Source organism: Promicromonospora sp. NPDC052451 (genome assembly GCF_044547525.1).
Lineage (GTDB): Bacteria > Actinomycetota > Actinomycetes > Actinomycetales > Cellulomonadaceae > Promicromonospora.
The window spans coordinates 423,757-439,334 of sequence record NZ_JBIUAP010000004.1 but is presented as its reverse complement, the minus strand read 5'-3'; the positions used below and the strand labels follow the sequence as shown (position 1 = coordinate 439,334).

Annotated in this window: 13 protein-coding genes; 9 read left to right on the top strand and 4 right to left on the bottom strand. The window is 74.6% G+C overall.

Annotation, left to right across the window (positions count from 1 at the left end; all coding sequences use genetic code 11):
- Positions 1 to 2: 2 nt before the first annotated feature.
- A complete protein-coding gene (locus tag ACIG47_RS09885) occupies positions 3 to 629 on the bottom strand; it encodes a hypothetical protein (RefSeq protein ID WP_397418741.1) in 627 nt (208 codons plus the stop codon).
- A 304-nt stretch (positions 630 to 933) separates the two neighbouring features.
- On the opposite strand from ACIG47_RS09885, the gene ACIG47_RS09880 reads away from it, so the two are divergent.
- The 5 genes from ACIG47_RS09880 to ACIG47_RS09860 are packed head-to-tail and all read left to right on the top strand — an operon-like array spanning position 934 to position 5,993.
- Positions 934 to 2,262: an extracellular solute-binding protein gene (locus ACIG47_RS09880; RefSeq protein WP_397430647.1), complete on the top strand. Its 1,329-nt coding sequence runs from the start codon at positions 934 to 936 to the stop codon at positions 2,260 to 2,262.
- 1 nt (position 2,263) lies between these two features.
- A complete protein-coding gene (locus ACIG47_RS09875; protein WP_397430646.1) occupies positions 2,264 to 3,238 on the top strand; it encodes a carbohydrate ABC transporter permease in 975 nt (324 codons plus the stop codon).
- Position 3,239: 1 nt separating this feature from the next.
- On the top strand, positions 3,240 to 4,076 hold the full coding sequence (locus tag ACIG47_RS09870) for a carbohydrate ABC transporter permease (protein ID WP_397418747.1): 837 nt from the start codon (positions 3,240 to 3,242) through the stop codon (positions 4,074 to 4,076).
- Positions 4,077 to 4,100: 24 nt separating this feature from the next.
- Positions 4,101 to 4,874 (top strand): IclR family transcriptional regulator, encoded by a 774-nt coding sequence (locus ACIG47_RS09865; protein WP_397418749.1) that lies wholly within the window; start codon positions 4,101 to 4,103, stop codon positions 4,872 to 4,874.
- A gap of 9 nt (positions 4,875 to 4,883) precedes the next feature.
- Positions 4,884 to 5,993 carry an enolase C-terminal domain-like protein gene (locus ACIG47_RS09860; RefSeq protein ID WP_397430645.1) on the top strand — a complete coding sequence of 370 codons (1,110 nt, stop codon included), beginning with the start codon at positions 4,884 to 4,886 and terminating at the stop codon, positions 5,991 to 5,993.
- 253 nt (positions 5,994 to 6,246) lie between these two features.
- On the opposite strand, the gene ACIG47_RS09855 is transcribed toward ACIG47_RS09860, so the two are convergent.
- The 3 genes from ACIG47_RS09855 to ACIG47_RS09845 all read right to left on the bottom strand — a co-directional run bounded on the left by ACIG47_RS09855 (position 6,247) and on the right by ACIG47_RS09845 (position 10,681).
- The gene (locus ACIG47_RS09855; RefSeq protein ID WP_397430644.1) at positions 6,247 to 8,874 is read right to left on the bottom strand and encodes an ABC transporter permease; all 2,628 of its coding nucleotides are present in this window, start codon (positions 8,872 to 8,874) and stop codon (positions 6,247 to 6,249) included.
- On the bottom strand, positions 8,874 to 9,662 hold the full coding sequence (locus ACIG47_RS09850; RefSeq protein ID WP_397430643.1) for an ABC transporter ATP-binding protein: 789 nt from the start codon (positions 9,660 to 9,662) through the stop codon (positions 8,874 to 8,876). The genes ACIG47_RS09855 and ACIG47_RS09850 overlap by 1 nt, the downstream gene beginning before the upstream one ends.
- Before the next feature lie 137 nt (positions 9,663 to 9,799).
- Positions 9,800 to 10,681 carry an SDR family oxidoreductase gene (locus ACIG47_RS09845; protein WP_397430642.1) on the bottom strand — a complete coding sequence of 294 codons (882 nt, stop codon included), beginning with the start codon at positions 10,679 to 10,681 and terminating at the stop codon, positions 9,800 to 9,802.
- A gap of 85 nt (positions 10,682 to 10,766) precedes the next feature.
- On the opposite strand from ACIG47_RS09845, the gene ACIG47_RS09840 reads away from it, so the two are divergent.
- From ACIG47_RS09840 to ACIG47_RS09825, 4 genes are all read left to right on the top strand, one after another.
- Complete coding sequence (locus ACIG47_RS09840; RefSeq protein WP_397430641.1) at positions 10,767 to 11,339, top strand: TetR/AcrR family transcriptional regulator; 573 nt, start codon at positions 10,767 to 10,769, stop codon at positions 11,337 to 11,339.
- A 93-nt stretch (positions 11,340 to 11,432) separates the two neighbouring features.
- A complete protein-coding gene (locus tag ACIG47_RS09835) occupies positions 11,433 to 12,251 on the top strand; it encodes an ABC transporter ATP-binding protein (RefSeq protein WP_397418348.1) in 819 nt (272 codons plus the stop codon).
- 163 nt (positions 12,252 to 12,414) lie between these two features.
- The gene (locus ACIG47_RS09830) at positions 12,415 to 13,440 is read left to right on the top strand and encodes an iron-siderophore ABC transporter substrate-binding protein (RefSeq protein WP_397418350.1); all 1,026 of its coding nucleotides are present in this window, start codon (positions 12,415 to 12,417) and stop codon (positions 13,438 to 13,440) included.
- A gap of 6 nt (positions 13,441 to 13,446) precedes the next feature.
- Positions 13,447 to 15,573: an iron ABC transporter permease gene (locus ACIG47_RS09825; RefSeq protein ID WP_397430640.1), complete on the top strand. Its 2,127-nt coding sequence runs from the start codon at positions 13,447 to 13,449 to the stop codon at positions 15,571 to 15,573.
- The last annotated feature ends 5 nt before the right edge of the window (positions 15,574 to 15,578 follow it).

The following is a 15,578-nucleotide window of genomic DNA, read 5'->3' as shown; positions in this document are numbered from 1 at the left end:
GGTCACGCCATCTCGGGTACGTGCAGGTGGGCGAACGCGACCTCCAGCTCCTCGACCCCGTCGACCATGGCGCCGAGCTCGCCGACCACGCGCTCGCGGATGCCCGCCGCGATCTCGCGTCCGGCCTCGACGGCGGCGCGGCTGTCGAACGCCACCGTGCTGACGACCCGGCCGGTGTTCCGGTCGACCATCAGGCTGGCGCTGCAGAACCCGTCCAGGTCCTGGATCTGCGGCAGCACGGTCATGCGGTAGAGGTCGATCGCGTCGTCGACCCGGTCGCGCGCCCCGCTCAGCCAGGTGAGGCGGGCACAGGCGCCGTCGGGCGTGGGGTGGTCGCGGTGCACGACGGCCACCTCCCACTCGTGCACGTACCTGCCGGAGGTGCTGCCCAGGGCACGCTCCATGCGGTCGCGCAGCGGGCGTACGGCTGCCGCGCTCGCGGTCATCGCGTCCTCGGACGACCACGCCGTCGTCGTGACGCAACGACCGGACTCGCGGTCGATCAGCATCGACATGCCCACGCAGCCGTCCATCGCGGAGACGGCCGGGAAGATGTCCTCCCGGACGAGCCGCAGGCCGTCGTCGATGTCGGCCGGGTCGCCCCGGACCTCGGTGGTGCGGATGTACATGACGAACTCCTCGTGCTCGGAGCAGCGCCCCGGACGGCGCCGCCGTCCCTGTCCACGTTCCGCCGCCGACGGCCGGAGGTCAAGGGTGCGGCGGTCCCGTCCTTCCGCCCCCGCGCGCCCGGTCCACGCCCGCTCCGCGGGCGGCCGCGGGCCGGTGGCAGGGCAGCGACAGGGCAGCGACAAGGCAGCGGCAGGGCAGCGGCAGGGCGTTGACCACGCCGCACCGTCTCCAGTAGTGTCCCGCTCATCGACACATGCGTCCCGATGAACGGGACGGTCAACACGATGGGGTGGAGACGTGGAGATGAGTACGCTCACGCGCCGCGCCGTGCTGCGGGCGGCCGGCGTGGCCGGTCTCGCGGGCGTCGCGGCGCTCGCCGGCTGCGCGCCGACGGTCGGTTCGGCGCGGCTGCCGCGCGTGCCCGCGGCCTATGACGGCCCGCCGGTCACGCTGACGTTCTGGAACGGGCTCACCGGAGGGGACGGCCCGGTGATGCGGACGTTGATCGCCGAGTTCACACGGGCCCACCCGCGCATCCGGATCGAGATGTACGCCCTGCCGTGGGCGGACTTCTACCAGAAGTTCCCGGCCGCCGTCACGAGCGGGCTGGCCCCGGACTTCGCGCTCATGCACAACTTCCAGGTGGCGACGAACGCCGCGCGGAAGGTGATCATGCCCCTCGACGAGATCCTCGGCACCGTCGGTCTCGCGGAGGCCGACTACCTCCCGGTCGTCTGGGGCTCCGGCGTCTACCGCGACCGGCGCTGGTCGCTGCCGCTGGACATGTGGCCCGACTCGCTGTTCTACAACCGCCGGGTGCTGGGCCGGGCCGGGCTGGACCCGGACGCGCCGCCGGCCGACCGTGCCGCGTACGAGCACGCTCTCGACGCGCTGGCGTCGGCCGGCGTCAAGGGCCACTGGCTGCCCGCCGTCGACCCGCAGGGGGTGGGCCGCGGCTTCGACTCGCTGCTGTGGCAGTTCGGCGGCGAGCACTACGACGCCGCCGGACGCAGCGCGACGTTCGCCGGTGCGGCTGGTGTCGCGGCCCTGACGTGGCAGCAGTCGCTCATCCGGGCCGGCTGGAGCCCGCGGGACGTGAGCGGTTCGGACGCCTCGATGGCCTTCAAGAACGACCAGAACGCGTTCCTCTGGGGTGGCCCCGGCGCCCTGATCAACGACCTCGGATCGGTGGACGGGCTCGACTGGGACGTGGCCCCGCTGCCGCGGATCGGCACCGGCCGGGCGGCGTTCTCCGGATCGCACCAGTTCGTGGTGGCCCGCCAGCCGCAGTTCGACGCCGGCCGGCTCGCCGCCGTCGTCACGTTCCTCGGCTGGATCCTCGCGAACTCGATCGGGTGGGCCACCGCGGGGCCGGTCCCGGCCCGCCTCCCGATCCTGGACTCGCCCGAGCTGGCTGAGCTGACAGCGCAGTCACACGTGGCCGAGGGGGTCGAGCACATCCGGTTCTACCCGCTGGTACCGGGGATCGCGGAGGTGCAGACCACCGTCCTGTACCCGGCGATCGGCGACGCGCTGCTCTCGCTCGGCGACCCTCGTGCGGCGCTGGAGACCGCCACGACCCAGGCGTCCTTCCTGCTGCAGGAGAACGCCGAGAAGTACGGGAGGGCCTGAGATGACCGCCGTCGCCTCCCCGGACCACCGCACCGGGGGTTCGCCCGCCCCCGGCCCGTCGGCCGCGCGCCCGACCGCCCGCCCGGCGTCGCCCCACCGGCCCCGCCCGTGGACGCCGTACGCCTTCCTGGCTCCGTTCCTGCTGATCTTCGGCACGTTCGTGCTGGCTCCGGCGGTCTCCGGGATCTGGATGAGCCTGCACAACTGGGACTTCTTCCTGCCGGACCGGCCGTTCGTCGGCCTGCAGAACTACGTCGACCTGTTCACCCCGGACGCCCTGGTGGCGCAGCAGTTCTGGGAGAGCATGCGGGCCACCGGGCTGTTCGTGCTCCTGTCGGTGCCGCTGCTCATGGCGATCCCGCTCGGGCTGGCGCTCCTGCTCAACCAGCGGTTCCGCGGGCGCACCCTCTTCCGGGCCGTCTTCTTCGCCCCGTACGTGCTCGGCGTCAGCGTGGTCGGGCTGCTGTGGCAGTACCTGCTCAACGGCAACACCGGGCTGGTCAACGGTTACCTGGCCGAGCTCGGCGTCACCGAGGCGGTGCCCTGGCTGACGGCGACGCCCTGGGTCTGGGTCTCCCTGGTCGGCGTGACGGTCTGGTGGACCCTGGGGTTCAACTCCGTGGTCTACCTCGCGGGGCTGCAGAACGTGGACGAGGCGCTCTACGACGCCGCCAAGGTCGACGGCGCCGACCGCTGGCAGCGGTTCGTGCACGTCACGATCCCGCAGCTGCGCCCGGTGCTCCTCTTCGTGCTGACGATGACGGTGCTCGCCTCGGCGAACATGTTCGGCCAGTCCTACCTGCTCACCTCGGGCAACCCGTCCAACGAGACGCGCACGGCCATCATGTTCATCGCCGAGGTGGGCCTGGAGCAGTTCCGCATGGGCCTGGCCGCCGCCATGAGCTACCTGCTCGCCCTGCTCCTGATCGTCGTCAGTGCCCTGAACTTCCTGTTCCTGCGACAGAAGGAGAGCTGACGTGCCGGCCACCCGCGGCGTCGTGGGCACCCTGCTGCTCTATGCGACGCTCCTCATCCTGTCCGTGATCATCCTGGCCCCGCTGCTGTGGATGCTCTCCACGTCGTTCAAGACGACCGGCGACGCCACGGCCCTGCCGCCGCAGTGGATCCCGCCGACGCCCACCGTCGAGGGCTACACCCGGCTGTTCGCCGACGCGCAGGCGCCGCTGCTGCGCTGGCTCGGCAACTCGGTGCTCGTGGGCGTGCTGCACACCGTCCTGGTGCTCGCCACGGCGTCGGCGGCCGCCTACCCGCTGGCGCGGATGCGGTTCCCGGGCCGTCGCCTGGTCTTCGCGCTGATCATCGGCACGCTCTTCGTGCCCGGCTTCGTCTTCCTCATGCCGAACTACCTGATCGTCGACGGGCTCGGCTGGCTCGACAGCGTGTGGGCGCTGGTGGTGCCGGGGGCGGCCAGCGCGTTCGGCGTGTTCTTCCTGGTGCAGTTCTTCCAGGGCCTCCCGGCGGAGCTGGAGGAGGCCGCGCTGATCGACGGCGCCAACCGGTGGCAGATCTTCGTCCGCGTGGTGCTGCCGCTGTCGCGGGCGCCGCTCGCGACGCTCGGGCTGCTCTCGTTCCTCGGGAGCTGGAACGACTTCCTCTGGCCGCTGTACGTGCTGTTCAACCCGGACCGGCTCACCCTGCCCGCCGGGCTGGCGACGTTGCGCGGGGCGTACGCCACCGACTTCCCCGCCGTGATGGCCGGTGCCGCCATCGCGAGCGTCCCGGTGCTGGTCCTGTTCGCGTTCGTGCAGCGCTTCGTCATCGCCGGAGTCGCCCGGTCAGGCCTCAAGGGATGAGCGGGCGCCGTGCAGAATGGCAGCGTGAACGACACGAGCACCGGCAACCCCGGAACCCTCGCACGCGGCCTGGACATCGTCGAACGGGTGGCGGCGGCGCCGGGCACGACCGTCCAGCGCCTGGCCACGGACCTCGGGCTCAGCCGCAGCGCCGCCTACCGCATCGTGGGTGCGCTGCGGGAGCGGGGGTACCTGGTGGGGGAGACCGAGCTGCGTGCCGGGCCGGTCGTCCTGCGGCTCGGGCTGCAGGCGATGGACGGGCTCGACATCTACACCGTGGGCCCGGAGCCGTTGCGGGAGCTGGTCGCCGAGACGGAGGAGACGGCTTTCATCGCCGTCCTCGACGACGACCAGATGTGCTACGTGATGCAGGAGGAGGGGCCGCAGGTGGTCAAGGTGGTCTCGAAGCTCGGCAGCCGTGCCCCGCTGCACGCCTCCGCACTGGGCAAGGCGTACCTGGCGGCGCTGCCCGAGGCCGAGGCCGAGGCCGTGGTCGACCGCATCCCGCTGACCGGGTACACGGCGACGACCCTGACCACCCCGGCCGCGCTGCACGCCGACCTCGCCCGCACCCGCACGGCGGGCTGGGCGCTGGACGACGCCGAGCGCGAGCCCGGCGTGCGCTGCGTCGCCGCAGCGGTCCGCGGCGCGGGCGAACGGCCGGTCGCCGCCATCAGCGTGGCCGGGCCGCGCGACCGCATCGTCGCGGCACAGCCCGCCATCGTCACGGCGGTGCGGCGCACCGCCGCGCGTCTGTCCGCCGCGCTCGGCGCGGCGCCGCCTCCCGACCTCCCCTGATTGGACCCCATGGCCTCCGCAGACCCGCGCATCCGTTCCGTCCGCCTCGCCTCGCTGGAGACCCGCTACCCCCGGACCGTGGGCCGCAACGCCCGCCTCGGGAGCCACGGCGACGGCCCCGACTCGCACGTCGCGGTGCTGGTCACCGACGACGGCCGCACGGGGTGGGGGCTGTTCGAGGGGCCGCCCGGTGACGTCGGCCGGGTCGAGGGCCGGCTGCTCTCGGAGCTGATCGACCCTGCCACGGGCATCCTCGACGCCGCGGAGCACTGGCTCGACATCGCCCTGCACGACCTGCTCGGCGTGGTGCTGGACGCACCCGTGCACACCCTGCTCGGCGGGCACGGCTCACCCGACGTCGCCGTCTACGACGGCGCCGTCTACTTCGACGACCTCGACCCGGACGACGCCCCGCGCGGCGTCGGCGTGCTGATCGAGGAGTGCCGGGCCGACGCCGCCCTCGGCTTCCGCGACTTCAAGCTCAAGATCGGCCGGGGCAACCGGTGGCTGCCCCGCGCCGCGGGCGACGCCCGCGACATCGAGGTGACCCGCGCCGTCCGTGACGCGTTTCCGGACGCCCGCATCCTGGTGGACGCCAACGACGGCTACGACCGCGACGGGTTCCTCGCCTACCTGGCGGCGGTCGCCGACGTGGGCCTGTACTGGGTGGAGGAACCGTTCCCCGACGACGCCGACGACCTGGCAGCGCTGCGCACCTGGCTCGACGCGCACTCGCCGGGCACCCGGATCGCGGAGGGCGAGACCTCGCCCGACGTCGCCGCGCTGCTCCCGGTGGCCGCCGCGGGCTCGATCGACGTGCTGCTCATGGACGTCATGTCGTACGGCCTGACGGCGTGGCGCCGCCTCATGCCCACCCTTGCCGCGGCCGGGGTGCACGGCTCGCCGCACGCGTGGGGCCGGCCGCTCAAGACCCGCTACGCCGCGCACCTGGCCGCCGGGCTGGGCAACGTCGAGGTGGTCGAGGGCGTGCCCGGCACCGTGGCGGGCGTCGACCCGGCGCTGCTCACGCCCGCCGACGGCGTCCTGCGGCTGGGGGACCGCCCGGGGTTCGGCGTCCCGGTGCCTGAGGAGCGGCACCTGCGCCCGGTGCGGGCCTGACCCTGACCTCGCCGTGCGACAGACGTGGTCGCGGGGGGGGGCCCCCCGGGGCGGGGGCCCCCCCCCCGCCCCCCCCCCCCCCCGCGCGCGCCCCCCCCCCCCCCCCCCCCCCCCCCCCCCCCCCCCCGCCACCCCCCCCCCCCCCCGCCCCCGGCCCCCCCCCCCCCCCCCGGGGGGGGCCCCCCGGGGGGGGCGGCCCCCCCCCCGCCGGGCCCCCCCCCGCGACTACGTCACGGCCCCAGGGTCCTGCGCGTCACTCCACGCCGAGCGCCGCCACGGGCGACGTGCGGACCGCCGCCCGCGCCGGGACCACCGACGCCAGGAGGCCCGCGACGAGGGCGATGCCCAGGACCAGCGCGATGTCCGTCCACGGCACCGCGTACCGCACGTCGCCCATGAGCGACAGCGCGGTGGCCGCACCCGACCAGCCGAACACCAGCCCGAGCACGATGCCGAGCACCGCGCCGACCCCGGCGATGAGCATGCCCTCCACCGCGAGCATGCCGCGGAGCTGGTCCTTGCTCAGCCCGATGGCCCGTAGGGTCGCGGACTCCCGGGTGCGCTCGATCACCGACAGCGACAGCGTGTTCGTGACGCCGATGAGGGCGATCACGACCGCCACCGCGAGCAGGCCCACCACGATGCCGAGGATGACGTCCACGACCTGGCGGAACTGCGCGGCCTGCGCCGCCGGGCCCATCACGAACGCCCCGCCGTCCGCCTGGGCCACGGCGTCCTGCACGTCCGTGAGCACCGCCGCGGGATCCGAGCCGTCGATGTGCGCCCAGACGTCCGTCCAGTCCGCCTCATCCGTGACCCGGGCGAGGTCGGCGGCCGTGATCATGTGGTTGAGCGGCTCCGCCGTGGTGATGACGACCGTCAGGTCGACGGAACCGTCCGGCCCCTCGACCGTGGCGCGGTCGCCCGAGGCCAGGTCCAGCGAGTCCGCGGCGTCCTGGGTCAGCAGGACCGTGCCGTCGGTCAGCCGCCGCGCCTCGTCGCTCACGTTCACGACGGCCGCGAGGTCGTCCGGCTCGGCCGCCGTGACGTCCGAGTCCTGCGTACCGGCGAGCGTGACGGTCGCGCTGCTCACCAGCGCGGTGTCGGTGACCCCGTCGGAGCCGGCCACGGCGTCGCGCACGTCCTGGAGGTACCTCGGGTCGGACGGCGACGCGCTGACGTCGTACGGGAACGTCTCGTCGAGCAGGCTGTCGGCCGACATCCGGGCGCTCGCCGCCCCGGTCGACATCATGGTGACGAGGGTGACGCCGATGAGCAGCGCGGTGGAGGTCGCCGCCGTCCGCCGCGGGTTGCGCAGCGTGTTGGCGACGGCCAGGCGCGCGGCCGGGCCGGTCCGCGACACCAGGCCGCCCAGGCCCGCCGCGACCCGCGGCAGCCAGAGGACGGCGCTGAGGACGACGCCGAAGAACGCGAGCGATCCGCCGCCCACGGCCGCGACGAGCCCGAACTGCGGGGAGCCGTTCATCCCGAGCGCCACACCGACCGCGAGGCCCGCGAAGCCGCCGACCATGCACAGGATCGAGATGACGAGCCGGGCGCGGCCCGTCCGGGCGCGCAGGGTGGGGGCGTCGGCCGGCCGCAGGGCGGCCAGCGGAGCGACGCGGGTGGCCGAGCGGGCCGGGGCCAGCGCGGCCAGCACCGTGACGCCCGCGCCGACGGCGAGCGGCAGCACGACCGCCTGCCACGTGAGCGTGATGGTCTCCGGGAGCGGCACGCCGAGGTCGAACGACGGCGCCACGAGGAGGGCGACCTGGGCGAGCCCGGCGCCCACGACGATGCCCGCCGCCGACGCGACGAGGCCGAGGATCGCCGCCTCCAGCAGCACGCTGCGGTAGAGCTGACCCGCCCCCGCGCCGATGCAGCGCAGCAGCGCCAGCGTGCGGACCCGCTGGGCGACCAGCACCTGGAACGTGTTGGTGATGACCATGGCGGCGATCAGCAGCGCGATGGCGGCGAACGTCAGCACGAACACCAGGAAGACGAGGTCCTGGCCACCGGTCTGCTCGGCGGTCTGCTCCGCCGCCACCTCCTCGGTGGTCCGGACGGAGACCGTGCCGCCCGCGCCGGCGGTGGCGGCCGTGACGGACTCGCGCAGGTCGGCCGGGACCGCGGCACCGTCGAGCGGGGTGTCGAGCGCGACGAGCAGCTCGGTGACCGGGTTCGGGTAGGGCTCGTCCGCGTTCCAGGCGTCGAGCGTGGCGGCGGGCACCGCGGCGACGCCGCCGTAGGGGGTGTAGGCCCCGTACGGGTCGTCGGCGAGGCCGGTCACGGTCAGCTCCTGCGTGACGTCCTCCGGCTCGCCGAGCTCGGCAGCCGGGTCGTCGGCCGTGCTGTCGGCCCAGCCCTCGGGGTACAGGGTGCGCGTGAGCGTGACCGTGTCGCCGACGCCGACCTCCATGCGGTCGGCGACCCTCGTGGTCAGGGCCACCTCGCCGTCGGCGGACGGCCAGTCGCCGTCGGCCAGCTCCAGCGGGGAGAGGCGGTCGTCGGCCGGGATCGGCGCGAAGGCCTGGAAGCCGCCCTTGCCCCCGTTGCGCAGGTCGCCGAACCAGGTGGTGACGGGCTGCACGGCGCCGACACCGTCGAGGGCGGCCACGGCGTCGACGTCACCGGGGGTGAACCCGCCGGGCTCGGTCTCGGGGGTGGAGACCACGACGTCGGCCCGGGCGTACCCGGCCGCGACCATGTCGTGGGTGGTGCCGTTGATGACGGCGCCGGCCAGCAGCGTCACGGTGACGAACGCCGTGCTGATCAGGATCGCGACGCCGGCGGCCGTGAGGCGTCCGGTGCTGCGGCGCATCTGGGCGAGGGTGAGGCGTGCGGTGGGGTAGCGGGTGGTGGGTGTGGTGGGGGTGGTCATCACGCGCCCGTTCGGGTGGTGGTGATGGCGGGTTCGAGGGTGCGCAGGGCGTCGAGGCCGGCCATGGCGGATTCGGGGGTGGGGTCGGTGATGTCGCCGGCGATGCGTCCGTCGGCGATCAGGACGACGCGGTCGGCGTAGGCGGCGGCGGAGGGGTCGTGGGTGACCATGATGATGGTGCGGCCCAGCTCGCGCACGGAGCGGCGTAGGAAGGACAGGACCTCGGCGCCGGAGCGGGAGTCGAGGTTGCCGGTGGGTTCGTCGGCGAAGACGACGTCGGGCTGGGCGATCAGGGCGCGGGCGATGGCGACGCGTTGCTGTTGTCCGCCGGAGAGCTCTCCGGGGCGGTGGGTCAGGCGTCCGGTCAGGCCGAGGGTGTCCACGAGGGTGGTCAGCCAGGTGTGGTCGATGCGGCCGCCGGCGAGCTCGACCGGGAGGGTGATGTTCTGTTCGGCGGTGAACATGGGTAGGAGGTTGAACTGCTGGAAGACGAAGCCGATGCGGTCGCGGCGCAGGTGGGTGAGGGCTTTGTCGTTGAGGGTGGTGATGTCGGTGGTGCCGAGGTAGGCGTGTCCGCTGGTGGCGGAGTCGAGTCCGGCCAGCAGGTGCATGAGGGTGGACTTGCCGGATCCGGAGGGGCCCATGATCGCGGTGAAGCGGCCTTGTTCGAAGTCGACGTCCACGCCGTCCAGGGCCTGGACCACGGCCTGGCCACGGCCGTAGGTCTTGGTCAGGGAACGGGCCCGCACGACGGGCGACGCTCCGTGCACATTCTCGGTGAGGTCCATGCCGCCGACGCTACGCAGCGCCGTGCACGGCCGCGTCCGGCCCGGGTCCGATCCTGCCGGGCGGCAGGTCATACCCAGGTCGTACCCCGGACCCTGGCTCCGGTGGTGCCGCCGCGCGGGCGGCACCACCGCCGGCGTCAGGGCCGGATGTTCTCCAGGTCTGCCAGCAGGCCCGGATGCGTCGGTGCCCAGCCGAGCTCCTCGCGGGTCCGGGCGGCCGACGACGGCTGGTCCGCGGCGAACACCGGGCCGAGCGGTCCGAAGGCGTCCTGCGGCACCGGCTCGACCGGCAGGCCCAGGCGCCGTCCGATGACGGCCGCGATGTCCCGCACCTGGTCGCCCTCGTCGGCCACGGCGTGCCAGGACGTGCCGGCCGGCGCCTTCTCCAGGGCCAGCCGGAACAGCACGGCGGCGTCGAGGGCGTGGACGGCCGGCCAGCGCTGGGTGCCGTCGCCCGGGTAGCCGGAGACTCCCGTCCGGCGCGCGATGCCCGTGAGCATGCCGGCGAACCCGCCGTCGCCCTGGTTGTGCACGGTGCGCGGCAGCCGCACGGCGGAGCTGCGGACCCCGCGCGACGCCAGGTCCAGGACGGCCGTGACGGCCCGCCCACGGCCGCCGACCGGCCCGTCCGTGGACGGCGGGTCGGCCTCGGTGCTGGGGCGGCCCGGGGCGACGGGCGTCCCCGAGACGACGACGAACGGCCGGTCGCTCCCGGCCAGCTCGTCGCCCAGCGTCGCCAGGGCGGCGCCCTCCTCGGCGACGCACCGGGCGAGCGCCTCCGCGCTGCTGAAGTCGTTGCCGAAGGCGAGGTGGACGACGCCGTCGGCACGAGCGGCCGCGGCGCGCAGGGTGTCCAGGTCGGTGAGGTCGCCGCGGAGCGGCTCGGCACCGGCCTCCTCGACGGCTCGTGCGGACGCGTCGGAGCGGGCCAGGGCGAGGACGCTGTGGCCGCCCGCCAGAAGCTCGGCGACGACGGCGGACCCGACCAGGCCGGTGCCACCGGTGACGAAGACGTGCATGGCAAACTCCCGAAGGTGATGGGACTCTTGTCTCATCACCGTACCAGAGTGATGGGACAAGGGTCCCATCACATAGGATGGCCGCATGGCGCGATGGGAACCAGGGGCACGGGAACGGCTCGTCGTGGCGGCGGTCGACCTGTTCACCGAGCAGGGGTACGACGCGACGACCGTCGCGCAGATCGTCCAGCGGGCGGGCGTCACCAAGAGCACCTTCTTCCGGTACTTCCCGGACAAGCGCGATCTGCTGGTGGCGGGACAGGAGACGCTGAGCACCCTGCTGACCGAGGGCATCGCCGGAGCGCCGGACGGCGCGGGCCCCCTCGCGGCGGTGGCGGCCGGCCTGGAGCGTGCGTCGAGCGCGTTCGGCCCGATGAACCGGGAGATCGCCCCGCGCCTGAAGGCCGCGGTCGCCGCGAGCACCGAGCTGCAGGAGCGGGACGCGCTCAAGAGCGTCGGCCTCGCCGCCGCCATGACCGGCGCCCTGCGGGAGCGAGGCGTCCCGGAGGCGACGGCGCAGCTCGCCGCCGAGCTGGGCGTCCTCGCCTTCAAGCGCGCCTTCGCGCGGTGGTCGGAGGCCGAGCGCGAGGAGGACTTCGCCCCGTACGCGCTGACTGCCCTCGACGAGATCCGGGCGGCCGGCGCGGCGCTGGACTGAGGTTCTCGCTCTCCGCGACAGCTGGGTGAAAAGCCCGTCTCGACCCGTGGAGTCCGTCCTGGGGTGCGGTTAGGTGAGGTTAGGCTTACCTGCGTGACTCCAACTGCTCTGCGTGGCGACGACCTCGTGCTGGGCTACCAGCGCGCCACCGTGGTGCACGGCGTGGCCGTGCACCTGACACCTGGCGTCGTCACCGCGCTCGTCGGCCCCAACGGCTCCGGCAAGTCGACGGTGCTGCGCTCGCTCGCCCGGCTGCACCCCGTGCAGCAGGGCAGTGTCAGCCTCGGCAGCACACCCGAGGACACGGTCGACGTCGCACCGTTGTCCGCACGCGACTTCGCGCGCCGCGTCACGCTGCTGGCCCAGTCCCGCCCGCACCCGGCCGGCCTCGACGTGCACGACGTCGTGGCCTTCGGCCGGCACCCGCACCGCCGCCGGTTCGCCGCGCTGACCGATGCCGACCGTGCCGCCATTGACCGCGCCATGACCATCACCGGCGTGACCGGCATGGCCCGCCGGGGCGTCGACCAGCTCTCCGGCGGCGAGCTGCAGCGCGTCTGGCTGGCCACCTGCCTCGCGCAGGAGACCGGCGTCGTGCTGCTGGACGAGCCCACCAACCACCTCGACCTGCGCTACCAGGTCGAGACCCTCGACCTGGTGCGCGACCTCGCCGAGGAGCACGGCACCGCCGTCGGCATCGTGCTGCACGACCTGGACCACGCCGCCTCCGTCGCCGACTCGGTGGTCCTGCTGCACCAGGGCCGCGTGCTCGCGTCCGGGCCGCCCGCGCAGGTGCTGACCGGCGAGCACCTCTCGCACGCGTACGGCCTGCCCATCGACGTCACCACCGACCCGGGGACCGGTCGCGTCCGGGTGCACCCGCGTGGCCGTCACCACGGCCGGACCCGCTGACCGTCCGCCCGACCTCCAGCCCCCCGGGCGCCGACGGCGCCCGCGACCCCCTGCCGTACCGCGGGACGCACGGTCCCGCCCCGACACCGCCCGCCGCACCGCGCAGCGTGTCGGCACCGACCGGTGTGCGCCCGCAGCGCACGCCACGAGAACGAGGAGACCCATGTCCCTGCGTACGAAGGCCGCCCTGACGGGCGCCCTCCTGCTCCTGCCGCTGACGCTCGCGGCCTGCGGGACGACCGACCCCGGCGCCGCCGCGTCGTCGGCCCCGGCCGAGGCCGCCTCGGGCGACTGCGCCGACGTGACCACGTCGACCGACCCCGTGACGCTGACCGACTCGTTCGACCGCACGGTCGAGCTGGACAAGCCCGCCGAGCGGGTCGCCGTGCTGGAGTGGCAGCAGACGGAGGACCTGCTGAGCCTCTGCGTCACCCCCGTGGCCGTGGCCGACGTCGCCGGCTACGGCACCTGGGTGACCGCCGAGGAGCTGCCCGAGGGCGTCACCGACGTCGGCACGCGCGGTGAGCCCAACCTCGACGCCCTCTACGCCACCGAGCCGGACCTGGTGATCGTCGAGGCGTACACGCCCGACGACGAGATCATCGCCAAGCTGGAGGCCTACGACGTCCCGGTGCTGGCCACCAAGGGCGCAGACGCCGCCGACCCGATCGCGAACATGCTCGGCACGTTCGACCTCATCGCGCAGGCCACCGGCCGCACCGAGCGGGCCGAGGCCGTCACCGAGGAGTTCGAGCAGCACCTGGCACAGGGCAAGGAGGCGATCGCAGCGGCTGCCCCCGAGGTGACCGACTTCGTGTACTTCGACGGCTGGGTCGACGGCGGCAACGTCGCCATCCGTCCCTTCGGGCAGGGTTCGCTGATCGGTGAGATCGGCGAGGAGCTCGGCCTGACCAACGCCTGGACCGGCGAGGTGGACCCCGCCTACGGCCTGGGACAGTCCGACATCGAGGGCATGACCGAGGTCGGCGACGCGAACCTGCTGTACACCGGCACCAGCGACCCCGACGGCGACTGGACCGGCGAGCTCACCGAGAACGACGTCTGGGCGGGTCTGCCGGCCGTCACCGAGGACCGCGCGCAGGCGTTCCCGGAGGGCATCTGGACGTTCGGCGGCCCGCGCTCCGCGGAGCAGGTCGTCGACGCCTACGTCGACACGTTCACCGAGTAGTCCGCCGTGACCGCCACGCAGTCGCCCTCCCCGGCCCGGACCCTGCCCGGGGCCCCGGCGTCGCGCCCTGCCGCCTGGGCGACGGGCGGCGCCACCCTGGTGGTGCTCGCGCTGGCCGTGCTCGCCGTCGGTGCCTGGCACCTGACGCAGGGCACGTCCGGCGTGGGCACGGCGGACCTGTTCCGTCTGCTCACGGGCTCGTCCGCGGGCGACGACGCGGCGGTCCGCGACATCCTCGTCGGTTCACGTCTGCCGCGCCTCGCGGCGGGCGTGTCCGTCGGGTTCGCCCTCGGCGTGGCCGGGGCGCTCTTCCAGTCGATCGCACGCAACGCCCTGGCCTCGCCGGACACGCTGGCGGTGACCGCCGGCTCCTACGTCGCGGTGGTCGCCGTGGCCGCCTTCGGCATCGCCGTTCCGCTGTGGGCGTCCGGTGCCGTCGCGTTCGCGGGCGGCATCGCGGCCGCGGCGCTCGTGCTGGGGCTGGCCGGCGGCGCGGGATCGTCGTCCACGCGCCTGGTGCTGGCGGGGTCCGCCGTCGCGCTCGCGCTGCAGGCCGCGGCGTCCGCCCTGCTCATCCTGTTCGAGAACGAGACGACGGGCCTGTTCGCCTGGGGCAGCGGCTCCCTGACCCAGCTCAACCTCACCGCGTTCTGGCGGGCGCTGCCCGTGGTGGTGCTCGCCACCGCCGGCGGGCTGCTCATCTCCCGGCGGCTGGACGTGCTCGGCCTCGGCGACGACACGGCCGGCGCGCTCGGTGTGCCCGTGCGCTCGACCCGCGCCGTCGGCGTGCTGCTGGCTGTGCTCCTCACCGCCGCGGCCGTGACCCTGGCCGGACCGCTCGGGTTCGTGGGGCTGGCCGCGCCCGTCGTCGCCCGGCTGCTGGCCCGGGTGGTCCCCGCGCTGCACCGGCACGCGATCCTGCTGCCGGCCGCGGGCCTGCTCGGCGCGTTCGTCGTGCTGCTCGCCGACGCCGTCGTGCGCGCCCTGCTCGGCGCCGAGGACGCCCTGTCGGTGCCCACCGGCGTGGCCACCACGCTCGCGGGCGCGCTGGTCATGGTGCTGCTGGCGCGGCGGCTGCGCGACGCCGGGCCGTCCCGCCGCCCGCCCGCGGCGACGGCCGGACCACGCAGCACACGCCGGTTCGCCGTGGTGCTCGCGGTGTGCGTCGCCCTGGCGGCCGGCGTGGCGCTGCTCGGGCTGCTCGCCGGGTCCACGTGGCTCCGCACCGGCGACATCGCGCTGTGGCTCCAGGACCAGGGACCGGCCGTGGTGCGGTTCGCGCTCGACGAGCGCGCGCCGCGCGTGCTGGCCGCCCTCGCCGCGGGTGCCGCCCTCGCCCTGGCCGGCACGATGGTGCAGGCCACCGCCCGCAACCCGCTGGCCGAACCCGGGATCCTCGGCATCACCGGGGGAGCGGGCCTGGGGGCGGTGGTCGTGGTCACGGCCGTGGCCGGCACCGCGTGGGGCAACGGCGTGGCCGCGAGCACCGGCGGCATGCTCACGGCGGCCGTGCTCGGCGGCCTGCTCGCCTTCGCCCTCGTGTACCTGCTGGCCTGGCGCGGCGGCCTGCACGCCGACCGGCTCGTGCTCATCGGCATCGGCCTGGGCTACCTCACCACGGCGCTGACGACGTTCCTGCTGCTGCGCGCCGACCCGTGGAACACCCCGCGCATCTACACCTGGCTGTCGGGCACCACCTACGGGCGCACGCTGGAGCAGGTGCTGCCCGTGGTGGTCGTGCTGGCCCTCGCCCTGCCGCTCGCCGTGGTCGTGCGGCGCGAGCTCGACCTGCTCGCCCTCGACGACGACACGCCGCGCCTGGTCGGCGTCCGGCTGGAGCGGTCCCGGCTGCTCGTGCTCGCCCTGGCGGCCGGGCTGGCCGCCACGAGCGTGACGGCCGTCGGCGTCGTGGGGTTCGTCGGGCTCGTCGCGCCCCATGCGGCGCGGGCCCTGGTCGGCGCGCGGCACACCCGCGTGCTGCCCGTGGCGATGCTCCTCGGGGCCGTGCTGCTCGGCCTGGCCGACACGCTCGGCCGCACCGTCATCGCTCCGGCGCAGCTCCCCGCCGGGCTCGTGGTGGCGCTGCTCGGGGCGCCGTACTTCGTGTGGCTGCTGGCGCGGTCACGGGCGTGAACCCG